Origin of the sequence: Streptomyces griseoaurantiacus (assembly GCF_036189845.1) — a bacterium.
Taxonomy (GTDB): domain Bacteria; phylum Actinomycetota; class Actinomycetes; order Streptomycetales; family Streptomycetaceae; genus Streptomyces; species Streptomyces griseoaurantiacus.
Genome location: NZ_CP108326.1, coordinates 4068471 through 4092307 on the forward strand (window position 1 = coordinate 4068471; position 23837 = coordinate 4092307).

General features: G+C 73.3%; 16 protein-coding genes and 1 pseudogene. 15 read left to right on the top strand and 2 right to left on the bottom strand.

What is annotated here, in order from left to right:
- Positions 1-19: 19 nt before the first annotated feature.
- A complete protein-coding gene (locus OHB09_RS18165; protein WP_006142037.1) occupies positions 20-853 on the bottom strand; it encodes an HAD family hydrolase in 834 nt (277 codons plus the stop codon).
- A 526-nt stretch (positions 854-1379) separates the two neighbouring features.
- On the opposite strand from OHB09_RS18165, the gene ssd reads away from it, so the two are divergent.
- The 7 genes and pseudogenes from ssd to OHB09_RS18200 form a co-directional block, all read left to right on the top strand.
- On the top strand, positions 1380-2474 hold the full coding sequence (gene ssd / locus OHB09_RS18170; protein ID WP_191852529.1) for a septum site-determining protein Ssd: 1095 nt from the start codon (positions 1380-1382) through the stop codon (positions 2472-2474).
- Positions 2475-2623: 149 nt separating this feature from the next.
- Positions 2624-3871 (top strand): TadA family conjugal transfer-associated ATPase, encoded by a 1248-nt coding sequence (locus OHB09_RS18175; RefSeq protein WP_318295328.1) that lies wholly within the window; start codon positions 2624-2626, stop codon positions 3869-3871.
- 13 nt (positions 3872-3884) lie between these two features.
- Entirely contained in the window at positions 3885-4802 is a 918-nt protein-coding gene (locus OHB09_RS18180; RefSeq protein WP_191891535.1) for a type II secretion system F family protein, read from the top strand.
- A 68-nt stretch (positions 4803-4870) separates the two neighbouring features.
- Positions 4871-5647, top strand: a complete 777-nt coding sequence (locus tag OHB09_RS18185; RefSeq protein WP_328923034.1) for a type II secretion system F family protein — start codon at positions 4871-4873, stop codon at positions 5645-5647.
- Between the two features lie 320 nt (positions 5648-5967).
- Positions 5968-6180, top strand: coding sequence for a DUF4244 domain-containing protein (locus OHB09_RS18190; RefSeq protein ID WP_040896148.1), 213 nt, complete (start codon positions 5968-5970; stop codon positions 6178-6180).
- A 166-nt stretch (positions 6181-6346) separates the two neighbouring features.
- Positions 6347-6697 carry a TadE family type IV pilus minor pilin gene (locus OHB09_RS18195; protein WP_191852532.1) on the top strand — a complete coding sequence of 117 codons (351 nt, stop codon included), beginning with the start codon at positions 6347-6349 and terminating at the stop codon, positions 6695-6697.
- A gap of 119 nt (positions 6698-6816) precedes the next feature.
- Positions 6817-7119: pseudogene (locus OHB09_RS18200) on the top strand (Rv3654c family TadE-like protein); the annotation flags it as partial.
- Here the strand turns inward: OHB09_RS18200 and OHB09_RS18205 are convergent.
- Positions 7113-9758 (bottom strand): DEAD/DEAH box helicase, encoded by a 2646-nt coding sequence (locus tag OHB09_RS18205; protein WP_191852533.1) that lies wholly within the window; start codon positions 9756-9758, stop codon positions 7113-7115. The pseudogene OHB09_RS18200 and the gene OHB09_RS18205 overlap by 7 nt on opposite strands.
- 83 nt (positions 9759-9841) lie before the next feature.
- Here OHB09_RS18205 and bldG point away from each other — a divergent pair, with 83 nt between their 5' ends.
- The 8 genes from bldG to tmk all read left to right on the top strand — a co-directional run bounded on the left by bldG (position 9842) and on the right by tmk (position 23826).
- A complete protein-coding gene (bldG, locus tag OHB09_RS18210; RefSeq protein WP_005475923.1) occupies positions 9842-10183 on the top strand; it encodes an anti-sigma factor antagonist BldG in 342 nt (113 codons plus the stop codon).
- A gap of 101 nt (positions 10184-10284) precedes the next feature.
- Complete coding sequence (locus OHB09_RS18215; protein ID WP_006142049.1) at positions 10285-10731, top strand: ATP-binding protein; 447 nt, start codon at positions 10285-10287, stop codon at positions 10729-10731.
- Between the two features lie 513 nt (positions 10732-11244).
- Complete coding sequence (locus OHB09_RS18220) at positions 11245-13653, top strand: sodium-translocating pyrophosphatase (protein WP_006142050.1); 2409 nt, start codon at positions 11245-11247, stop codon at positions 13651-13653.
- Positions 13654-13976: 323 nt separating this feature from the next.
- On the top strand, positions 13977-14567 hold the full coding sequence (locus tag OHB09_RS18225) for a hypothetical protein (RefSeq protein WP_040896151.1): 591 nt from the start codon (positions 13977-13979) through the stop codon (positions 14565-14567).
- A gap of 335 nt (positions 14568-14902) precedes the next feature.
- Positions 14903-16447, top strand: coding sequence for a class I SAM-dependent methyltransferase (locus OHB09_RS18230; protein ID WP_328922255.1), 1545 nt, complete (start codon positions 14903-14905; stop codon positions 16445-16447).
- A 346-nt stretch (positions 16448-16793) separates the two neighbouring features.
- Positions 16794-16991 (top strand): hypothetical protein, encoded by a 198-nt coding sequence (locus OHB09_RS18235; RefSeq protein WP_006142053.1) that lies wholly within the window; start codon positions 16794-16796, stop codon positions 16989-16991.
- A gap of 439 nt (positions 16992-17430) precedes the next feature.
- Complete coding sequence (gene topA / locus OHB09_RS18240) at positions 17431-20256, top strand: type I DNA topoisomerase (RefSeq protein ID WP_328728803.1); 2826 nt, start codon at positions 17431-17433, stop codon at positions 20254-20256.
- Positions 20257-20541: 285 nt separating this feature from the next.
- Positions 20542-23826, top strand: a complete 3285-nt coding sequence (gene tmk, locus OHB09_RS18245) for a dTMP kinase (protein ID WP_328922256.1) — start codon at positions 20542-20544, stop codon at positions 23824-23826.
- Positions 23827-23837: the final 11 nt, after the last annotated feature.

The window sequence follows — 23837 nt, forward strand, 5'->3', positions numbered from 1 at the left end:
ATCCTGAGCCGGCCGCTTCTCAGGCGGTCGCCGCGCGCCTCCTGCTGGCGTACCAGACGAGTCCCGCCGTAGCCGCCGCCGCTCCCACCGCGGCCATCGCCACGAGGGCCGGCCGCGGCGGTACGGAGAACCCGGGCAGCCGTTGCTTGAGCCGCACCGGCCGGTGGAAGTCGAGCACCGCCCAGCCGCGGGCGACGGCCTCACGGCGCAGTGCCCGGTCGGGGTTGACGGCGTGCGGGTGCCCCACGGACTCCAGCATCGGGATGTCGGTCGCGGAGTCGCTGTACGCGTAGCAGCGGGAGAGGTCGTACCCCTCGGAGGCGGCCAGTTCGCGGACCGCCTCGGCCTTCGTCGGGCCGTACGCGTAGTACTCCACCTCGCCGGTGAAGCAGCCGTCGTCGCCCACCACCATGCGGGTGGCCACCACCCGGTCCGCGCCGAGCAGTTCGCCGATGGGTTCGACCACCTCGGCCCCGGAGGTGGAGACGATGACGACGTCGCGGCCGGCGGTGTGGTGCTCCTCGATGAGGGAGGCGGCCTCGTCGTAGATGATCGGGTCGATGAGGTCGTGCAGCGTCTCGGCGACGATCTCCTTCACCTGCCGGACGTTCCAGCCCTTGCAGAGCGCGGACAGGTACTGCCGCATGCGCTCCATCTGGTCGTGGTCCGCGCCGCCGGCCAGGAAGACGAACTGGGCATAGGCGGTACGCAGGACGGCCCTGCGGTTGATGAGGCCGCCCTGGTAGAACGACTTGCTGAACGTGAGCGTGCTCGACTTCGCAATGACCGTCTTGTCCAGGTCAAAGAAGGCCGCTGTGCGGGGCGAAGGGTGCTTTTCCACGAACCCGAGCATATGCGCCCACCATTCGGGCTAGCGCGGGGCGCGGCTGGTTTGCCTGGGAGGGGCTTCGGGTACACCATGGAAGTCACGGATCGTTCGCGACCGTGCTAACCCGGCCCGACTCCTCCCCCCCCCCGAGTCGGCCGTGGAGACGACCCCCGCTCTCCCCCCCGGCGGGGGTCGTCGCATGTCCGGGTGGCTTTTCTCGCTGTGGGTCCCGTCTGTGCCTCTTCCCTGCGAGCGCGGCGACCGCTGTATGTCATGGGCATGCCATGTTACCGACGGTAGTCGCAATGTCGCAGTGCGAAAGTCGTACATCGTTCACCGATATGGGTGAGGGCGATATCCACAATCGCCGAGTTGTCCACCGTTTTGGACCAAGATCCACACGATTTCGAGGATCGCCACATCGTGTTTCCAGCGCGTCCACTCGCGGCGAGTTCGGCCGAGTTCATGGCCGGTTGTCGTTTGTCGGACGCAATGGCCGGTTCCTATCGGCTGTTCGCCGTGAGAACCCGACAACGAAGGGCTGGAGACCGTGGCGGAAACCATCGCGCACGACGGGGCGCACCGCGCCGAGGGACGGCAGCGCGGACCACTGATCGTCACCGAGGACACCGAGCTGCTCGACGACCTGCTGCGCCTGTGCGCCGCTGCCGGTGCCCGGCCCGAGGTGTGTCCGACGCTGCCCGAGGGACGGGCGGGCTGGGAGGCGGCACCCCTGGTGCTGGTCGGGGACGACGCGGTTCCCCGGGTGCGCGGGGCCACCCGAAGGCGGGGAGTGGTGCTGGTCGGAAGGGACCAGGACGACCCGGGGGTGTGGCGCCGCGCCGTCGAGATCGGGGCCGACCACGTCCTCGTCCTCCCCGACGGCGAGCAGTGGCTGGTGGACCGCATCGCCGACGTGACCGAAGGCGTGGGGCGACCCGCCCTGACCGTCGGAGTGCTCGGCGGACGAGGCGGGGCGGGCGCCTCCACACTGGCCTGCGCGCTCGCCCTCACCTCCGCCCGCGAGGGCCGGCGCACCCTCCTGGTGGACGCGGACCCGCTGGGCGGCGGACTGGACGTCCTGCTGGGCGGCGAGACGGCACACGGCCTGCGCTGGCCCGCCTTCGCCGCCTCGCGGGGTCGCGTGGGCAGTGGGGCGCTGGAGGAGTCCCTGCCCGCGCTGCACGCCCTGCGGGTCCTGAGCTGGGACCGGAGCGACGCCGTGACGGTGCCGCCCGAGGCGGTCCGCGCCGTCCTGGCCGCCGCCCGCCGGCGCGGCGGCACGGTGGTCGTCGACCTGCCGCGCCGCGTCGACGAGGGCACCGCCGAGGTGCTCGCCCAGGTCGACCTGGGGCTCCTGGTCGTCCCGGCCGAGCTCCGCGCGATCGCCGCGGCCCGGCGGGTGGCCTCGGCGGCCGGCATGGTCCTGGGCGATCTACGGGTCGCGGTGCGCGCCCCCTACGCGCCCGGACTGGACGACCGGGAGGTGGCCCGGCTGCTGGGACTCCCGCTGGCCGGCGAGGTGCCGACGGAACTTCTCGCTCCGGACGGGAGCACACCTCCCGGGGCGGTTGCGCGCGGCCCGCTCGCCCGCTTCTGCTCGGCCTTCTGGAGCCGGGCCCTGGCCGGGACGGAGGCGGCGTGAACGGCGTCGGCCTCGGCGTACGCGGTGGGGGCGGGGCCGACCGCGGGGGTGGGGGCGGTGGGGGCCGTGAAGGGAGGAACGGCCGCGACGGCGGCGGCACGGGCGTCGGACGCGCCGACGAGCACTGTCCCGAGGACGGACACGCCGCACTGCTGGACGGGGTGCGGCGGTGGCTCGCCGAGAGCGGCGCCGAGCCGACCCCCGCACGCGTCGCACAGGCACTGCGGGAACAGGGCAGGGTCCTGGGGGACGCCGAAGTCCTGGGCACCGCCGAACGGTTGCGCTCCGAACTCGTCGGCAGCGGGCCACTGGAACCCCTGCTCGCCGACCCCTCGGTCACCGACGTCCTGGTCTCGGCACCCGACCGGGTCTGGGTGGACCGCGGCGGTGGCCTGGTACTGACGCCGGTCACCTTCCCGGACGCGGCGGCCGTACGGCGTCTCGCGCAACGCCTCGCGGCCGTGGCGGGACGGCGCCTCGACGATGCCCGGCCTTGGGTGGACGCCCGCCTTCCGGACGGCACGCGACTGCACGCCGTCCTGCCTCCGGTCGCCGTCGGTTCCACTTGTCTGTCGCTCCGCGTGGTCCGGCCGCGCGCCTTCACCCTCGGCGAGCTGGTCGAGGCGGGTACGGTGCCGCCGGGCGGCGACCGTCTGCTGCGGGCACTGATCGACGCCCGGCTGTCGTACGTCATCAGCGGCGGCACCGGCTCGGGCAAGACGACGCTGCTCAGTGCATTGCTGGGGCTGGTCGATCCGGGGGAGCGGATCGTGCTCGCCGAGGACTCCGCGGAGCTGAGGCCCGACCACCCCCACGTCGTGCGGCTGGAGGGACGGCCCGCCAACCAGGAGGGCGCCGGCCTGGTCGGACTGCCGGACCTGGTGCGGCAGGCGCTGCGGATGAGACCCGACCGGCTGGTCGTCGGTGAGGTCCGGGGCCCGGAGGTCGTCTCCCTGCTGGCGGCGCTGAACACGGGACACGACGGTGGCTCGGGCACTCTTCACGCCAACGCGGCGGCCCAGGTACCGGCCCGACTCGAAGCGCTCGGCACCGCCGCCGGACTGGACCGTGCGGCCCTGCACAGTCAGCTCGCCGCCGCACTGTCGGTCGTCCTCCACCTCGTGCGTGGCCGTGACGGTCGGCGGCGCATCGCAGAGGTGCACGTCCTGGAGAGGGACGCGGCGGGGTGGGTGGTCACCGTGCCCGCGCTGCGCTGGGGCAGGGTCGCGTTCACGCGCGAGGAGGGCTGGCAGCGGCTGAGAGCGCTGCTTCACCAGGCGGGTGCGGCAGTGGGCGGGGACGAGGACCCGCCGACGGACACCCGGACCAGGACGGGAGAAGAGGCGCGCGCCGGGTGGGAAGCGGGCGGCGGGCGAGCGCTGGGAGCCGGACGATGAGCGGAGCGGGGCGATGACGGGGATCGGCGCGGTGGGTACGGGCACGGGTCTGGCCTGCGCCGGGGCGGCCGCCTGGCTGCTCGGCGGCCGGAACGGCGGGCCGGGACGGGCGCGGTGGCTGTTCGCGGACAGCTCAGACAGCTCAGCCAGCTCGGGCGGATCGGGTGGCGGGGGTGGCGGAGCCGGCACGGTGGGAGCCGAAGGCCGGAGCGCTGCGCGGTGGCGGCAGGCACAGGCCCGGGTGCGTGGGCTGGGCCCCGAGTGGTGGTCGGTGGCAGTGGGCGCGCTGCTCGCGCTGCTCGGCATGTCGGTACTGCCGCTGCTGGCCGGGGTCCTGGGGGTTCCCGCGCTGCGGAAGGCACGGGTGGCCCGGACGGTCCAGCGGGACCGTGAACGCCGAGGGGAGGCGGTCATCGCGCTCTGCGCGGTGCTCGCCGGAGAGGTCCGCGCCGGACGGCAGCCGGGCGAGGCGTTACGGCACGCTGCACAGGACTCGGGCGGTCTCGGCGGAGCCAGGGCGGCGGTGCTCGCGGCAGCCCGGTTCGGCGGTGACGTCCCCGGGGCGCTCACCGAGGCGGCGCGCGGGCCGGGGGCGGAGGGGCTATTGGGGCTCGCCGCCTGCTGGCGGGTGGCTGTCGACCGGGGCGCGGGGCTGGCCGCCGGGCTCGACCGGCTGGAGGCCGCGCTGCGCGCGGAGCGCGACCAGCGGGCCGATCTGCGGGCCCAGCTCGCGGGCGCCCGCTCGACGGCGGTGATGCTCGCCGGACTGCCCGTGCTCGGCCTGCTGCTGGGCACCGCGCTGGGCGCGGATCCGCTGCACGTGGTGCTGCACACGGGGCCGGGGCTGATGTGTCTGCTCGCCGGCGTGGTGCTGGAGGTCGCCGGGCTGTGGTGGGCACTGAGGATCGTCCGGGGAGCTGAGGAGACGTGAACGGGCAGGTGCTGGACGGGTTCCTGGCGATGGGGGCGGGGCCACGGCTTGTCCACAGGCTGGGGACGATGTGTGCGGTGGCAGCCGCCCTGTGGTGGTCGGCCCGCGTCCTCACCCGGGAGCGGCGCGCACGGCGACTGCGCCGACGGCTGCACGCGGTGCTGCTGCGGAGGCCGAGCGGCCGGCGACGGCACGGCGCCCGTGCACGGGACGCGGCCCAACGCTGGCTGCCCCCTGCCGGAGCGGCGTGCGGAGCATGGGCCCTGGTCGGGGGCGCCGGTGGCCTGCTGCTCGGACTGCTCGCCGGAGCCGCCCTGCACTGGTGGCGTGTGCGGCACGAGAGAGCCACCGGCACCGAGGCGGGGCGATCCGGACGGTCCGCGTACGAGGACGCGCTCGCCGCCCGCCAACTACCGCTCGCGGCGGAGCTGCTGGCCGCCTGCATCGCGGCCGGTGCGACTCCGGTGACCGCGGCCCGGGCGGTGGGCGAGGCGCTCACGGGCCCCGTGGGGGAACGGCTCGCCACCGGGGCGGCCGAGGTACGGCTGGGAGGGGAACCGGCCGCCGCCTGGCGGAGGCTGGCGGAACTGCCGGGCGCGGCACCCCTGGCCCGGCTGCTGGAGCGTGCCGGTGACTCGGGTGCCCCGGCGGCCGTACCCGTGGCCCGCCTTGCCGCGGACGCCCGCGCGGACCGGGGCCGCGCCGCGACGGCACGGGCCCGGCGGGCGGGAGTCCTGATCACCCTGCCGCTGGGGCTGTTCTTCCTGCCCGCCTTCCTCGTGGTCGGCGTCCTGCCCGTGGTGATCGGACTGGCCGGCGGACTGCTGAGCGGCGGTGCCGGCTGAGCCCCTGCCCGGAGCGCGAGGGGCGGACCCGCGTGGCGCGAACACACGGAAAACGACGGACGAGGCGCGGCAGCCGGAACGGCTGCCGGAACCAGGAACACAGCAACGACGAACACAGCGACAGAGACAGACGAACACAGCGACAGAGACAGACGAACACAGCGACAGAGACAGACGCACGGCGGAACGGGGTCGAGATGAGCAGGACAGCAGCACAGAGCAGTGCCCGAGGACAGCGCCGAGGACAGCACCGCCAGCAGGAAGGGCGACAAGGATCGGGGCAGGTTCCGGCGCGAGGCCGGGCGCGGTCGCGGCGGTGGATGCGGGCGCTGGTGCACAGGACGCGCGGGGTGTGCGGGGTGCGTGCGCGGGTGGCGCTGCGCCGGGACGGCGGAATGGTCACATCCGAATACGCCGTCGGCATCATCGCGGCGGTGGGGCTCGCGGCCGTGCTCTACAAGGTGCTGACCAGCGGCCAGGTGGCCGGGGAACTGCAGGACATCGTGAAGCGGGCGCTCAGTGTCCGGATGTGAACGGGCGAGGTGCGTGGACGTACGGGAGAGCAGGGCTCCCGTACGGAGGGCGAGGGCGAGGGCGAGGGTGACGACGAGGGCGGGGCGCACGCATCACCGCACCCCGGTTCACCGTGGTCCCGCTCACCGCAGCCCGGTTCACCGCGGCGCCGCTCACCGAGGTTCCGTGGCGAACGACCGTGGCTTCGTGACGGCGGAGGCGGCCGTCGTGCTGCCCGCGCTGGTGTTGTTCGTGATGGCGCTGATGTGGGCACTGCTCGCCGCGTCCGCGCAGATCCAGTGCGTGGACGCGGCACGGGCGGGGGCCCGTGCCGCGGCTCGCCAGGATCCGCCGGAGACGGTCGAGGCGACGGCCCGCCGGGCGGCACCGGACGGCGCGACGGTCATGGTGGGCCGGGAGGGCGACCTGGTCCGCGTGACGGTGGTCGCCCATCCGCCCGGGCCGGACAGGCTGACGCTGGAGTTGCGCGGCACGGCCGTGGCGCTGGCGGAGGAGACGGTGGGGGTGGGCGTATGAGCGTGGAGGGAGGAGTCACCAGAGGGCGGGAGCTCACTGACCGGAGCGCGCGTGGGGGGTGCGGAAACTCCGGTGACGGCAATGGCAGTCGAGGTGATCGCGGGTCGGCCGCCGTCTGGGTGGTCTTCGCGCTGGCCGGGCTCTGTGCCGTGTTCGGTGCCCTGCTGTTGGCGGGTCACGCGGTGGTCGTGCGTCACAGGGCGGCCGCGGCCGCCGATCTGGCGGCGTTGGCGGCCGCGGACCGCTGGACGGAGGGTGGCGGGCCGGCCTGCGACACCGCCGGGCGGGTCGCGCGGGCGCAGGGCGCGCGGCTGGTGCGGTGCGGGATCGAGGGTGAGGTGTCCGACGTGACCGCCGCTTCGGGCAGGGCGCCGTTCACGGTGCGAGTAAGGGCCCGCGCGGGCCCGCCCGGCGCCTACCCGGCCGGAGACACCGCCCCGGCACTCCCCTCCGCGGCGCCCCCTTCCGCACCGCACACCGCCGTGCCCCCGCTCGCCGTGCCCTCACTCGTGGTGCCCCCGCTCACCGGGCCCGCGCCCGGCGGGTCCTCCCTCACCGTGCCCCCGCCGATCGCGCGTCCGCTCGCCGTGTCCCGGATCGCCGTGCCGCCGTCCCCCGGTGCTCCTCGCAGAAGTTCGGTCAGCAGCCGTACGGCACCCCTCTTGTGCAGCGGTTCGTTGCCGTTACCGCACTTGGGGGACTGGATGCAGGAAGGGCAGCCGGCCTCGCACTCGCAGGAGGCGATGGCCTCGCGCGTGGCGGTGAGCCACTCGCGTGCGGTGTGGAAGGCGCGCTCGGCGAACCCGGCGCCGCCGGGATGGCCGTCGTACACGAAGACCGTGGGCAGCAGGGTGTCGGGATGGAGCGGGACGGAGACCCCGCCGATGTCCCAGCGGTCGCACGTGGCGAACAGCGGGAGCAGACCGATGGACGCGTGCTCGGCGGCGTGCAGGGCGCCGCCCAGGTTCTCCGGGTTGATCCGGGCCGCGTCGAGCTGGTCCTCGGTGACCGTCCACCACACCGCGCGGGTGCGCAGCGTACGCGGAGGGAGGTCGAGCTTGGACTCGCCCAGCACCTCGCCGGTGAGGACGCGGCGGCGCAGGTAGGAGACGACCTGGTTCGTCACCTCGACGGAGCCGTAGCAGAGGCGGCCCTCGCCCCAGGGGACCTCGACGTCCTTCTCCAGTACGGAGATCGACGTGGTGTCGCGGGCGACGGTGGTGTACGGCGGGTCGGCTCGCTCGACCAGGGCGACGGAGTCCTCCAGGTCGAGCGAGCGCACCAGGTAGGTGCGGCCCTGGTGGAGGTGGACCGCGCCCTCGTGCACACCGGTGTGGGCGGCGCCCGCGTCGACCGTGCCGAGCAGCCGTCCGGTGCCCTCCTCCACGACCTGCACCGGCCGTCCGCCCTGGCCGCGGATGTCGGCGAGGTCGGCGGCGCGTTCCCGGCGGGTCCAGTGCCAGGCCTTCGTACGGCGGCGCAGGAGGCCGGCGTCCTCGAGCTGGGGCATCAGGGCAGCGCAGGCGGGGCCGAAGAGCGCGAGGTCCTCCTCGGTCAGCGGCAGTTCGGCGGCGGCGGCGCACAGGTGCGGGGCGAGGACGTAGGGGTTGTCGGGGTCGAGGACGGTGGACTCGACGGGCTGGTCGAAGAGGGCCTCGGGATGGTGGACGAGGAAGGTGTCCAGCGGGTCGTCGCGGGCGACCAGCACCGCCAGGGCGCCCTGTCCGGCGCGGCCCGCCCGGCCCGCCTGCTGCCAGAGCGAGGCCCGGGTGCCCGGGTAGCCGGCGATCAGCACGGCGTCGAGGCCGGAGACGTCGATGCCCAGCTCCAGGGCGGTGGTGGCGGCGAGGCCGAGGAGTTCGCCGGAGTGCAGCGCGCCTTCCAGGGCGCGGCGTTCCTCGGGGAGGTAGCCGCCGCGGTAGGCGGCGACACGCCGGGCGAGCGAGCGGTCGACCTCGGCCAACCGCTCCTGGGCGATGAGCGAGATCAGCTCGGCACCGCGCCGGGAGCGGACGAAGGCGACCGAGCGCACGTCCTGCACGACGAGGTCGGTCAGCAGATCGGCGGTCTCGGCGGTGGCGGTGCGGCGGACGGGGGCGCCCTTCTCGCCGTGCAGCTCGGTGAGTGGGGGCTCCCAGAGGGCGAACACCAGTTCACCGCGGGGAGAGGCGTCGTCCGCCACCTCGACCACGGGCAACCCGGTCAGCCGGCCCGCGGCCACCGCCGGGTCGGCGGCGGTGGCCGAGGCGAGCAGGAAGACGGGGGAGGAGCCGTAGCGGGCGCACAGCCGGCGCAGCCGCCGCAGCACCTGGGCGACGTGCGAGCCGAAGACGCCACGGTAGGTGTGGCACTCGTCGATGACCACGTACTTCAGGGCGCGCAGGAAGGAGGCCCAGCGCGGGTGGGAGGGCAGGATCCCGCGATGCAGCATGTCGGGGTTGGTGAGGACGTAGTTGGCGTACTGACGTACCCATTCGCGTTCCTCGGGCGGGGTGTCGCCGTCGTACACGGCGGGCCGCACGGCCGTGCCCAGGGGTTGGGAGAGTTCCCTCACCGACCGCCGCTGGTCGGCCGCGAGTGCCTTGGTGGGGGCCAGGTACAGGGCGGTGGCGCCCCTGCCGTTGGGCGCCTCGGAGCCGTCCAGGAGGCGGGAGAGCACGGGCACGAGGTAGGCCAGGGACTTGCCGGAGGCGGTACCGGTGGCGACCACGACCGAGTCGCCGTCCAGCGCGTGTTCGGCGGCCAGTGCCTGATGGGCCCAGGGGTGTTCGATGCCGCACTCGCGCACGGCGGCGAGCACCTCCGCGCGAATCCGGTCAGGCCAGACGGCATGGCGGCCCTCCCGCGGGGGCAAGTGCTCCGTATGAGTGACGCGCGAAGCCCGGCTCGGCCCGGCGGTGAGCCGGTCCAGCACGATGCCCGGCGGGGTCCGCTCTGCGGTGCCCGCCGGGGGTCGATCGGATCGGTGATTCTTGGCCATCGGTCCCGAGTGTGTCACCGGCGTGACGGACAATGGACCCAAGGCGTCGTGCACGCCTGCCGGTAAGTGATTGAATGCCATCGCGGCTGGCGAACCGTCCCCAGGGCTCTCATGCCGAGATGACCCGAAGGACGAACGCTCGATAGCAAGGTGCTGGAGGATCCGTGGACCTGTCCCTGTCGACCCGTACCGTCGGCGATCGTACGGTCGTCGAGGTCGGTGGCGAAATCGACGTATACACCGCGCCCAAGCTGCGCGAGCAGCTGGTCGAGCTGGTGAACGACGGGAGTTTCCACCTCGTCGTCGACATGGAGGGCGTGGACTTCCTCGACTCCACCGGGCTCGGCGTACTGGTCGGTGGTCTGAAGCGGGTGCGTGCCCATGAGGGCTCGTTGCGCCTCGTGTGCAACCAGGAGCGCATCCTGAAGATCTTCCGTATCACCGGTCTCACCAAGGTGTTCCCCATTCACACCTCGGTCGACGAAGCGGTGGCGGCCACCGACTGACACCGTCGCCGGGCCCCGTGCCCGGACGGCAGATCGAAGCGGAGGGCCGGGGCCGCAGTGGCCCGGCCCCCCGAGAGCACGCCCAGTTCCGAGGGGGACGCATGGCCACCGTTGAGCTCCGCTTCAGCGCGCTGCCCGAGCACGTCAGGACCGCCAGGTTGGTGGCGGCGGCGGTGGCGCGCAGGGCCGGGGTGGACGAGGCCGTTCTCGACGAGGTCCGGCTCGCCGTCGGCGAGGCCTGTTCGCGGGCTGTCGGGCTGCACCGCACCAGCGGCGTGCAGGCGCCGGTGCATGTGGTGCTGGTCGAGGAGGAGAAGCAGTTCTCCATCGAGGTCGGCGACGAGGCCCCGGACAGCACGTCGCCCGTGGAGCGCATCCCGGGCACGTCCGGCGCGGACGATCCCGATTCCGACAGCGAGGACGACGACATGGGCCTCGCGGTCATCAGCGGGCTCGTCGACGACGTCGAGGTGACCGCGGGGGAGCATGGCGGGCGGATCAGGATGACCTGGCCCACCACACCGGAGCCCACCACGCTGCTGCCCTGAGCGGCGCGCCGTTCCCCGAGTCTCGGAAGAACCCATTGCCCCATGAGGGAGGGCCCCGCTCCGGCGGGGCCCTCCCTCATGGGGTTCGCCTTCGTGACGCCTTGGGAGGGCCTGGGGAGGGCCTCGGGAGGGCGTCATGAGTCCTCTCGGTGCCGGCCCCCGGCGCCGACCCCGGTGTCGGCCCCCGGCGTCGGTTCCTGGCATGGCCGCGGTTCCGCCCCAGCTCCGGGCGGGTCCGCCGAATGCGTGAAGTAATTCACGAGCAATTCCCCGCCCGCCGCGTCCCGCCATTGTGGTGATCATTCGATCACGCGGCAATCCGGTGAAATCCACGGTCAATGGTTTTGGGGCATTACCTCATTCGAGTAGGCCGGGGCGCCGCCGGAGATCATTCCGATGGACGAACATCGGCGAACCAAGACCGATTCCGTTTACCGCACACTGTTTAGATCAGGTTCCGCTACCTACAATCCGTCCACATCTTGAGCTCAGCCCAAGCGTCAAGGAGGACGAATGGCGGGGCTTTCTACCCCTCAGCAGTTCGACCACCCCAACCACCTCGCCGGTGCGGTGCTGACCGACGACAATCGTTTGATCGTCATCTTCATCGGCATCGTCGCGCTCGCGGCGCTCGTGGTCGCCGGAGTCCTGGTCCGCCAGGTGCTCCGGGCGGGCGAGGGCACCGACAGCATGAAGAAGATCGCGGCAGCGGTGCAGGAGGGCGCCAACGCCTATCTGGCCCGGCAGTTGCGCACGCTCGGCGTATTCGCCGTGATCGTGTTCTTCCTGCTCATGCTGCTGCCCGCGGACGACTGGAATCAGCGCGCCGGACGATCGGTGTTCTTCCTGATCGGCGCGGCGTTCTCGGCCGCCACCGGGTATATCGGCATGTGGCTCGCCGTACGGAGCAATGTGCGGGTCGCCGCGGCGGCGCGGGAGGCGACACCGGCGGCCGGAGAACCGGAAAAGGATCTCACTGCCGTCTCGCACAAGGCCATGAAGATCGCATTCCGCACGGGCGGCGTCGTCGGCATGTTCACGGTGGGGCTCGGTCTGCTGGGCGCCTCCTGCGTGGTGCTGGTCTACGCCGCCGACGCGCCGAAGGTGCTGGAGGGCTTCGGCCTCGGCGCGGCGCTCATCGCGATGTTCATGCGCGTGGGCGGCGGCATCTTCACCAAGGCCGCCGACGTCGGCGCCGACCTGGTCGGCAAGGTGGAACAGGGCATTCCGGAGGACGACCCCCGCAATGCCGCGACCATCGCCGACAACGTGGGCGACAACGTCGGCGACTGCGCGGGCATGGCGGCCGACCTGTTCGAGTCGTACGCCGTCACGCTCGTGGCCGCGCTGATCCTCGGCAAGGCCGCCTTCGGCGACGCCGGGCTCGCGTTCCCGCTGATCGTGCCCGCGATCGGCGTCCTCACCGCCATGATCGGCATCTTCGCGGTCGCCCCGCGCCGGGCCGACCGCAGCGGCATGAGCGCCATCAACCGCGGCTTCTTCATCTCCGCGGTCATCTCGCTGGTGCTCGTGGCGGCGGCGGTCTACGCCTACCTGCCGGGGACGTACGGCGAGCTGGACGGCATCGGTGAGGCGGCGATCGCCGGGAAGAGCGGCGACCCGCGGATCCTCGCGCTCATCGCCGTGGCCATCGGCATCGTGCTCGCGGCCCTCATCCAGCAGCTCACCGGTTACTTCACCGAGACCACCCGGCGTCCCGTGCGGGACATCGGCAAGAGCTCGCTGACCGGCCCGGCCACCGTGGTCCTCGCCGGCATCTCCATCGGCCTGGAATCGGCCGTCTACACCGCCCTGCTGATCGGACTCGGGGTCTACGGGGCGTTCCTGCTCGGCGGCACCTCGATCATGCTGGCGCTGTTCGCGGTGGCGCTCGCGGGCACGGGCCTGCTCACCACGGTCGGTGTGATCGTCGCCATGGACACCTTCGGTCCGGTCTCCGACAACGCGCAGGGCATCGCCGAGATGTCCGGCGACGTCGAGGGCGCGGGCGCCCAGGTGCTCACCAACCTGGACGCGGTCGGCAACACCACCAAGGCCATCACCAAGGGCATCGCCATCGCGACCGCCGTCCTCGCCGCCTCCGCGCTGTTCGGCTCGTACCGCGACGCGATCACCACGGGCGCGCAGGACGTCGGCGAGAAGCTGTCCGGGGCGGGCGCGCCGATGAGCCTGATGATGGACATCTCGCAGCCGAACAACCTCGTCGGCCTCATCGCGGGCGCGGCGGTCGTCTTCCTGTTCTCGGGACTGGCGATCAACGCGGTCTCGCGCTCGGCGGGCGCGGTGGTCTACGAGGTGCGGCGCCAGTTCCGGGAGAAGCCCGGGATCATGAACTACACGGAGACCCCGGAGTACGGCAAGGTCGTCGACATCTGCACCAAGGACGCCCTGCGGGAGCTCGCCACGCCGGGGCTCCTCGCCGTCATGGCGCCCATCTTCATCGGGTTCACGCTCGGGGTGGGCGCGCTGGGCGCGTTCCTCGCGGGCGCGATCGGAGCCGGCACGCTGATGGCCGTCTTCCTGGCCAATTCCGGTGGCGCGTGGGACAACGCCAAGAAGCTCGTCGAGGACGGTCACCACGGCGGCAAGGGCAGCGAGGCGCACGCCGCCACGGTCATCGGCGACACCGTCGGGGACCCGTTCAAGGACACCGCGGGCCCGGCGATCAACCCGTTGCTGAAGGTGATGAACCTGGTCGCGCTGCTCATCGCGCCCGCCGTCATCAAGTTCTCCTACGGCGACGACAAGAACATCGGTGTACGGATCGTCGTCGCCCTGTTGTCGCTGCTGGTGATCGTCGTCGCGGTCTACGTCTCCAAGCGGCGCGGCATCGCGGTCGGCGACGAGGACGAGCACGCCGAACGCGTGAGCGAGACGACGAATCCCGCGGTGGTGTCCTAGGAGACGGCACCCGAGGCCGCGAGCGGTGGGCGGCCACACTCCACAGGGGCGGACGGCACGTGCTGACGTGCCGTCCGCCCCTCGTGCGCGCCCGCTGACGCGCCGTCCGTCCGTACGTGGACGCTCGCCGAGGTGCCCTCCGCTCCCCGTGCGGGCGCGGGCTGACGACCCGTCCGCCGTTCGCACGGGCGTGCGCGCCGGTTCGTGAGCCTTCTCTCGCTTCCGGCGGGCGCCTTGGTGCAAATGGCTTCACCGGGGTACATAAGGGCGGTCCGGCGTCCGGTCGCCTCGCCTCCGGCGTGTATGTTCCGGGGCCGGAAGCCATGGAAGGGACCAAACCGGTGAACAAGAAGCTCGCTGCCGCACTGTCCGGCGGTGCGGTACTTGCAGTGGTGCTCACGGGCTGCGGCGGGGACGACGACAAGAGCAAGGAACTGGACGCCTGGGCCGCGAAGGTCTGCGACGGCGTCCAGCCGCAGGCGAAGAAGATCGAGGCCGCGAACACCGCGATCCAGAAGGAGACGTCGGACAACAGCACGCCGGCCGACGTCCAGAAGACGGACTCCCAGGCCTTCCAGGACATCTCCGACGCCTACAAGGCGATGGCGCAGGCCGTGCAGAAGGCGGGGGCGCCGCCGAACGTCGACAAGGGCGAGACGAAGAAGACCAACGCGGTCAAGGAGCTCAACAACCTGTCGTCCTCCTACGCCGACCTGAAGAAGCAGACCGAGGACCTCGACACCAAGGACCAGGCGAAGTTCGCCTCCGGGCTCAAGGACGTGGCGACCCAGCTGGAGAAACTGAGCAAGAGCGGCAGCGACGCCCTGAAGGATCTGGAGGAGGGCGACGTCGGCAAGGCCATGGCGAAGCAGCCGAGCTGCAAGTCCGCCACGGCGACGTCCTCGGCGGCCTAGGTGTAGTGACCCGCAGGGTTGTTCACACGGCTGATGGGGTGGGTGTCCGTCGAGTGCGGCGCGTGTGAGCTTGCCGGTCGCGCCGAGTTTCGGGAGGGCGGCTTTCCGGGCCGGGCCCTTGCGGCGGGCCCGGGCGTCGTCCGTCAGGATCCGTCCGACGGTGACGCCCTGTTGGGCGAACCAGTCAGTTGCCCGTCGCAGGAAGCCGCCGCGGGTGGCGGCCTTCTCGTCGGGCAGGCCCTCGGCGCAGGCCGGGCGGGAGTGGTCATCCAGGGCGGTGTGCAGGTGGGCGCGGGGGCGGGCGCAGGGGTGGGCGTGCGGGCCACAATGGGGGCGTGAGCACCTCCCACCCGGCCCCTCCGGCCGCCTCGGCCCCCCTGCCGTCCACCGACCGCCTCGACGTCACCGCCGCGTTGCGGGACGCGCTGCGGGCGGCCTCCTTCACCGCCGACGGGCTGCTCGAACTCCTCGGCGCCCCGGCCTACGCCGCCCTCGCCCGCAGTGAGGTGGTCCCGGCGCTGCGGGCCACCCGGGGCGACACCCCGCTGGAGGCACTCGTCCGGCTGTTCCTGCTGCAGCAGCCCGTGCCCCTCGCGCGCGTGGCGGCGGCGCTGCCCGTCGAGGCCTGCGTGGAGGCCGGCTGGCTGACCCGCGCCGCCGACCGCGCAGACGAGGTCGCCGCCACCGTCGACGTGCGGCCGTACGGCGGGGCCGACGGCGACGACTGGTTCATCGTCTCCGACCTCGGTTGCGCGGTCGGCGGCGCGGGCGGCATCGGCAGCCGTCAGGAGTCCGTGGTGCTCGGCGTGGGCGGCGCCTCGACGACGCTGGCCGGGCTCACCGTCCGCACACCCGTGGGCGCCGCGCTCGACCTCGGCACCGGCTCCGGCATCCAGGCGCTGCACGCCTCCCGGCACGCCACGCGGGTGACCGCGACGGACGTCAACCCGCGTGCGCTGCACATCACCGCGCTCACCCTCGCCCTCTCCGGGGCGCCCGCCGCCGATCTGCGCGAGGGCTCCCTGTTCGAGCCGGTCCCGGAGGAGGAGACGTACGACCTGATCGTGTCCAACCCGCCGTTCGTCATCTCGCCCGACGCCCGGCTCACCTACCGCGACGGCGGCATGGCCGGGGACGATCTGTGCCGCACGCTCGTTCAGCAGGCGGGGGGCCGGCTGAACCCGGGCGGGTTCGCCCAGTTCCTGGCCAATTGGCAGCACGTGGAGGGGGAGGACTGGCAGGAGCGGCTGCGCTCGTGGGTGCCGCGCGGCTGCGACGCGTGGATCGTCCAGCGCGAGGTGCAGGACGTCACCCAGTACGCCGAACTGTGGCTGCGCGACGCGGGGGACCACCGCGACGACACGGCCCGGTACCAGTCGCGCTACGACGCGTGGCTCGACGCGTTCGAGGCGCGCAAGGTGAAGGCGGTCGGCTTCGGCTGGATCACCCTGCGCCGGTCGGAGGCCCCGGAACCCTCGGTGATCGTGGAGGAGTGGCCGCATTCCGTCGAACAGCCGCTCGGGGACGTCGTGCGGGCGCACTTCGACCGGGTCGACTTCCTGCGGGCGCACGACGACGCGGCGCTGCTCGCCGGGCACTTCCGGCTGGCCGCCGAGGTCGTCCAGGAGCAGGTCGGGCTGCCCGGCGCGGAGGACCCGGAGCACGTGGTGCTGCGCCAGTACCGCGGCATGCGCCGAGCCACCACCGTGGACACGGTCGGCGCGGGCTTCGCCGGGGTGTGCGACGGCACGCTGAGCGCGGGACGCATTCTGGACGCCATCGCCCAGCTCGTCGGCGAGGACCCGGTCGCGCTGCGGGACCGGACGCCCGCGCAGATCCGGCTCCTGGTGGAGCAGGGCTTCCTCGAACCGGCGAGCTGACGGGGGCTCGCCCTCGGGCGACGGCGGCCCGTCCGGTCCCGTGGGCGGCCGGTACGGCCGGCGTGCGGCGAACCGTTCCGGACGAGGACGTCACCGTCCCGTGGGCGCCCGGCATCGCCCCTCGCGGCGGCCCCCCCGGGCCTGCGCGCGTCCGGCGCCGCCCGCCCGGTGCGCCCTCCCGCCCTCCGCCGTGCCGGTGCACCGCTCCCGGCCGCCCCGTGTTCACCCCCGGTTCGCCCGTCCGCCGGTCCTCCGTCCTCCCCGCCTGTCAGCCTCGCCTCGCCGGGCCGGGTGGCCCGGCGGGCGCGGCCCGGACGTGGGCGGCGGGACGGCAGGGGAGCGGGGCATGGAGAGCGGACCGGCGGTGTTCGCGGGGACGGTGTTCGCTCTGTTCGGGAGCGGCCTGCTGAGCTGGACCGTCGTGCGGCGCAGACGTGGCGAGGCGATCGCCGACGGTGTGAGTCCCGTCGCATCCACGACCCTCGCGGTCCTCAGCGGAATCGGCGCGCTCGCGGCGGCGGCGTGGTGCCTCACGCGGTGGTGAGCGGTCCGGTGCCCGGTGCGGTGAGAGCGGCCCCGCTCGCGGTCCCGCGCCTCACGCGGTGGTGAGCCGACCGGCGCGCACCACGGCGTGCGTCCTTCCTGCGTACGCCGCCGTACGTACCACCGGCTACGCCACCGTGCGCATTGCCCCGAGCGCCGGGGGCGGGCTCCCTCGTCCGAGGGCCGGAAGGGCCCGGACAAGGGGCGCCGGGCAAGTGGGAAAGGCTGCTCCGCTTCGACCACGCCGGGCCGTCACCCACTCCGGGCGGCAGGAATAGCACGAGTCGGGTTACCGTTCGAGTGGCCGTTGCGGGCTTTTCCCGTTTGACACGGGGGCGGGAGGTACCGTCACACTCCGCAGCGTCACCATGACGACCCACCCCCCGGGCAGTGGCCCGGGAGATGGAGCCCCACTGCGCCGACCGGAGAGAAGAGCGAAGTTGTCCCCGACCAGCGAGACCGCACAGGGCGGCCGCCGACTCGTCATCGTCGAGTCGCCTGCCAAGGCGAAGACGATCAAGGGCTACCTGGGCCCCGGCTACACCGTCGAGGCGAGCGTCGGGCACATCCGCGACCTTCCCAACGGTGCCGCGGAGGTGCCGGAGAAGTACACCGGCGAGGTGCGCCGCCTCGGCGTGGACGTCGAGCACGACTTCCAGCCCGTCTACGTGGTCAACGCGGACAAGAAGCAGCAGGTCAAGAAGCTCAAGGAGCTGCTGCGCGAGTCCGACGAACTCTTCCTCGCCACCGATGAGGACCGCGAGGGCGAGGCCATCGCGTGGCACCTCCAGGAAGTGCTGAAGCCGAAGATCCCGGTGCACCGGATGGTCTTCCACGAGATCACCAAGGACGCGATCCAGCAGGCCGTGCGCACCCCGCGCGAGCTCAACCAGAAGCTGGTCGACGCCCAGGAGACCCGCCGCATCCTCGACCGCCTGTACGGCTACGAGGTCTCGCCGGTGCTGTGGAAGAAGGTCATGCCGCGGCTCTCGGCGGGCCGCGTCCAGTCCGTCGCCACCCGGCTCGTCGTCGAACGGGAACGCGAGCGGATCGCCTTCCGCTCCGCCGAGTACTGGGACCTGACGGGCACCTTCTCCACCGGCCGCGCCGGTGACCCCTCCGACCCGTCCTCGCTCGTGGCCCGCCTGGCCAGTGTCGACGGACGCCGGGTCGCGCAGGGCCGCGACTTCGACTCCCTGGGGCAGGTGAAGAGCGGGCAGGTCCTGCACCTGGACGAGGCGAACGCCCGCGCCCTGGCCGCCGCCCTGGAGAACACCCGCTTCGCCGTCCGCTCCGTCGAGTCCAAGCCCTACCGCCGCTCGCCGTACGCCCCGTTCCGTACGACGACGCTGCAGCAGGAGGCGAGCCGCAAGCTCGGCTTCGGCGCCAAGGCCACCATGCAGGTCGCGCAGAAGCTGTACGAGAACGGCTACATCACCTACATGCGTACGGACTCCACGACGCTGTCGGACACCGCCGTGGCCGCCGCCCGCGCCCAGGTCACCCAGCTCTACGGGGCCGACTACCTCCCGGAGCGCCCGCGCACGTACGCCGGCAAGGTCAAGAACGCCCAGGAGGCGCACGAGGCGATCCGTCCCTCGGGCGACCGCTTCCGCACGCCCGCCGAGACCGGCCTGAGCGGCGACCAGTTCCGCCTCTACGAGCTGATCTGGAAGCGGACCGTCGCCTCGCAGATGAAGGACGCGACGGGGAACAGCGTCACCGTGCGCATCGGCGGCACGGCCGCCGACGGGCGGGACGCCGAGTTCACCGCCTCCGGCAAGACGATCACTTTCCACGGCTTCCTCAAGGCGTACGTCGAGGGTGCCGACGACCCGAACGCCGAGCTGGACGACCGCGAGCGGCGGCTGCCGCAGGTCGCCGAGGGCGACGCGCTGGGCGCCGAGGAGATCACGGTCGACGGGCACGCGACGAAGCCCCCGGCCCGCTACACCGAGGCGAGCCTGGTCAAGGAGCTCGAAGAGCGCGAGATCGGCCGCCCGTCCACGTACGCGTCGATCATCGGGACCATCCTGGATCGCGGCTACGTCTTCAAGAAGGGCACGGCCCTGGTGCCGTCCTTCCTGTCGTTCGCCGTGGTCAACCTGCTGGAGAAGCACTTCGGCCGGCTGGTCGACTACGACTTCACCGCACGCATGGAGGACGACCTCGACCGCATCGCCCGCGGCGAGGCACGCGCGGTGCCGTGGCTGCGGCGCTTCTACTTCGGAGAAGTCGAGGACGGCGCGGAGGGTGCCGACAGCGCTGCCGGTGCCGCCAGCGCGGCCGCGGCGGGCAACGGCGACGGGGACCACCTCGGCGGCCTCAAGGAACTGGTGACCGACCTGGGCGCGATCGACGCCCGCGAGGTGTCCTCGTTCCCCATCGGCAACGGCATCGTGCTCCGGGTCGGCCGGTACGGCCCGTACATCGAGCGCGGCGAGAAGGACTCCGAGCAGTACCAGCACGCCGACATCCCCGACGATCTCGCACCCGACGAGCTCGACGTGGAGTACGCGGAGGAACTGCTCGCCAAGCCGAGCGGCGACTTCGAGCTGGGCACCGACCCGTCGACCGGCCGCCCGATCGTCGCCAAGGCAGGCCGCTACGGCCCCTACGTCACCGAGGTGCTCCCCGAGGGCACCCCGAAGACCGGCAAGAACGCCGTCAAGCCGCGCACGGCCTCGCTGTTCAAGTCGATGTCGCTGGACACCGTCACCCTGGACGACGCGCTGAAGCTGATGTCGCTGCCCCGGGTCGTCGGCACCGACGCCGAGGGCCAGGAGATCACCGCGCAGAACGGCCGCTACGGCCCGTACCTGAAGAAGGGCACCGACTCGCGCTCCCTGCAGGCCGAGGAGCAGCTCTTCACGATCACGCTGGAGGAGGCGCTGGCGATCTACGCCCAGCCCAAGCAGCGTGGCCGGGCCGCGGCGAAGCCGCCGCTGAAGGAGCTGGGCGAGGACCCGGTCAGCGGAAAGCCGGTCGTGGTCAAGGACGGCCGCTTCGGGCCCTACGTCACCGACGGGGAGACCAACGCGACGCTGCGCTCCGGCGACAGCGTCGAGGAGATCACTCCGGAGCGCGGGTACGAGCTGCTGGCGGAGAAGCGGGCGAAGGGGCCGGCCAAGAAGACCGCCAAGAAGGCGGCGAAGAAGGCACCCGCCAAGAAGGCCACCGCCAAGAAGACGGCCGCCAAGACGACGACGGCGAAGAAGACCGCCGCGAAGAAGACGACTGCGAAGAAGACGGCCCCGGCCGAGTAGGGCAGCCGAGCGGAACGGTGGAGGGGCCGGGCGATGCGCCCGGCCCCTTCTTCCTGTTCTTCCTGGCTCACCGGCTGTCGCTTCGGCCGTCGCCGGCGCGCGGGCCCGCCCCGGCGCCACGCCCGGGCGGATCTTCCGCGTGCGGTACGGAAGACGACCGACGTCTCGTCAGGAGCCGTGCCTCCGCTGGGCGTTCCTCGCATACGAAGGTATGTAAATGCGAAGGCCGTGCGTACGTTCGGGTGGTTGCTTCGAGGTGTCGGCGCCTGCCGATAGTCTGAACGCATGACGCGAGCCGAGCAGCCAACGGCCCCCCGTACGAATTCCCAGGCCCCTGGCAGCGTGGACGGTGCCGACGACGCCCTGGTCGCCGACTCCCGCGAGCGCGCCGTGCGGGCGCTCTTGCGCAGGCCCCAGCTCAGGCGGCTGTGGAGCGCGCAGCTCGTCGGCGGGGTCGGGGACGCCCTGGGGCTGCTCGTCCTGATCGTGCTGGTCTTCCAGGCGGCGGCCGTACGCGGCTCCCTCGGCGGCGGCTACCACGGGGTGGCCTTCGCCGTCGCCTGCGTCCTCGGCGCACGCGTCCTCGCGACGCTTCTCTTCGGCGCCGTACTGCTCGACCCGCTCGGCAAGCTCACCGCGCCGGACGGTCCGCTCGACCGCCGCTGGACCATGGTCGGCGCCGACGGGCTGCGGGCCGCGCTGCTGATCGTCGCCCCCCTGTGGATCGACTGGACCGCGGACAACGCGCTCCTGCTGCTCCTGGTGACCGCCTTCGTCACCGGGCTCGCCGAGCGGTTGTGGACGGTGTGCAGGGAGAGCGCGGCGCCCGCGCTGCTCCCGCCGCCCCCGCCGGAGGGCGCCTCGGTGCGCCCGCTGCCCGACCACATGGACGCGCTGCGCCGGTTGTCCCTGCGCACGGGCTTCGTGTCCGTGCCGGTGGCCGCGGCCACGCTGGTCCTCGCCGGGCTGCTCAACAACCTGCTGGGCGCGGGCATCGAATGGTTCGCCCAGCACCAGGCGGCGCTGGCCTCCTACGTCGCCGCGGGCCTGTTCGCGGCCGCGCTCTCCCTGCTGACCGCCCTGGAACTGCCGGACACCCGCACCCCGCGTCCCCGCTCGCCGCTGGAGGGGCTGCGCCGCCCGCGGGTGGCCGCGGGGCCCGACAACAGCGTGGTCCCCGACAAGGGCCGCACCGGCGTGCTGACGTTGCTCGTCCTGGCCTGCGCCTCCGTCGCGGGCGCGATCGCGGCCGCCGTCGGCGTGAGCGTGCTGCACGCCGCCGACCTCGGCGGCGGACCCGTGCTCTACGGGCTCCAGGTGCTCGCCGTGACCGGCGGTGTCGTGATCGGCATCCGTACCGCGCCCGGGCTGCTGCCCGCGCTGTCCCGGCGCCGTCTGCTCGCGCTGGCGATCGCCCTCACCGGGCTGGCGCTGCTGGCCGCCGGGCTGGTCCCGGACGACACCACGGTCCTGCTGCTCCTCGCCCTGGCCGGCACCGCCGCCGGCGTCGCCGCGAACACCGGGCACACCCTGCTCGACCAGGAGACCGAGGACCAGCGCCGAGCCCGTACGACCGAACACCTGCACGCCGTCGTCCGCGTTTTCCTCGCGCTGGGCGCGCTGCTCGGCCCGGTGGTCGCCGCCGGCATCGGCCCGCACCGGCTGGTCAACGGCAAGTTCGTCTTCGCGCACGGCGGCGCCGCCTTCACCCTGATGCTGGTCGGCGCCCTGCTGCTGCCGGTGGCCGCCCTGGTCCTCGCCAAGGTCGACGACCGCTCCGGGGTCCCCCTCCGGCTCGACCTGCGGGACGCCCTGCGCGGCGGGGACGACCCCGTGCAGGCCCCCGCGACGAACGGTTTCTTCCTCGCCCTGGAGGGCGGCGACGGCGCCGGGAAGTCGACGCAGGCGGAGGCGCTCGCCGAGTGGATCCGCGCCAAGGGCCACGAGGTGGTCCTCACCCACGAGCCGGGCGCGACCCCGGTCGGCAAGCGGCTGCGCTCGATCCTGCTGGACGTCTCCAGCGCCGGCCTCTCGCACCGCGCGGAGGCCCTGCTCTACGCGGCGGACCGCGCGGAGCACGTGGACACCGTCGTACGGCCCGCCCTGGAACGCGGCGCGGTCGTCATCTCCGACCGGTACATCGACTCCTCCGTCGCCTACCAGGGCGCGGGGCGCGACCTGTCCCCGACGGAGATCGCCCGCATCTCCCGCTGGGCGACCAACGGCCTCGTGCCGCACCTGACCGTGCTGCTCGACGTCGACCCGCAGGCCGCGCGCGAGCGGTTCACGGAGGCGCCCGACCGGCTGGAGTCCGAGCCCGCCGAGTTCCACGCCCGCGTGCGCGCCGGATTCCTCACGCTCGCCGCCGCCGACCCCGGGCGCTACCTGGTCGTCGACGGAGGCCAGGAGCCGGAGGCGGTCACCACGGCCGTCCGGCACCGGCTCGACCGGATGCTGCCGCTCTCCGAGGCCGAGGTGAAGGCCCGGGAGGAGGCGCGCCGCAAGGCCGAGGAGGAGGCCCGGCGCAAGGCGGAGGAAGAGGCGCGCCGCAAGGCGGAGGAGGAGCGTCTGGAGCGCGAGCGGCAGGAGCAGCTCGCCAAGCTCCGTGCCGAGGAGGAGGAGCGCAAGCGCCGGGAGCTGGAGGAGGCCCAGCGGCGCGAGGCCGAACGGCAGGCCGAGGAGGCCCGGCAGCGGGCCGAGGAGGCGCGCCGCAGGGCCGAGGAGGAGAAGGCCCGGCTGCTCGCGGAGGAGAAGGCGCGCGCCGAGGAGGAGGCCCGGCGCAAGGCCGAGGAGGAGCGGCTGCGCCGGGAGGCCGAGGAGGAGGCCCGGCTGCGCGCCGAGGCCGAGGAACGGCGCCTGGAGAAGCAGCGCAAGGCCGAGGCCGCGCTGCTGCGGGCGGAGGAGGCCCGCCGGGCCGCGGAGGCGGCGGCCGCCGCCGCGGCGGCCGAGACGGCGGCGAGGAACGCGCGGGCGGCGGAGGAGCGCGCCAGGGCGGCCGCGGCGACGGCCGCGTCGGCCCCGACGGCGAACCCGGCCGAGACCGCGGGCGACGCCGCGGACGAGACGGCGGTGCTCCCCCCGGTGACTCCCGAGGGTCCCGAGGGCTCAGCGGGTTCAGAGGGTCCCGACTCCGAGACGACCACGCAGATGCCCCGCCCGCAGATCCCGGAGACGGGCACCACGGACGACGCGGACGCCGACGAGACGACCGTCCTCCCGGCGGTGACGCCGGACGCGGACGAGACGGCGGTGCTGCCGCCGGTGCGGGACCTCGACGGTGACGACGGCGGTGACCGTGGTGATCACGGTGACCAGGACCCCGCGGACCGGGTCCCGCCCGGCTACTTCCGCGACGAGCCCGCCGCACCGCGCCCCGACGGCCTGGAGGACCGCACCCGCGAGCTCCCCCAGGTACCCGCCGAGGAACCGGCCCCCCGCCGGGGCCGCCGCAACCGACGCCGTCCGGACTGGGCCGAGGAGACCCCGCTCGACGACCTCCCCACCCTGGCCGACGAACTCCTCGGCCCGCGGGAGGACGAGGACAACGGCGGCGGCAGGCGCAGGTCGTGAGGGCGTAGGAG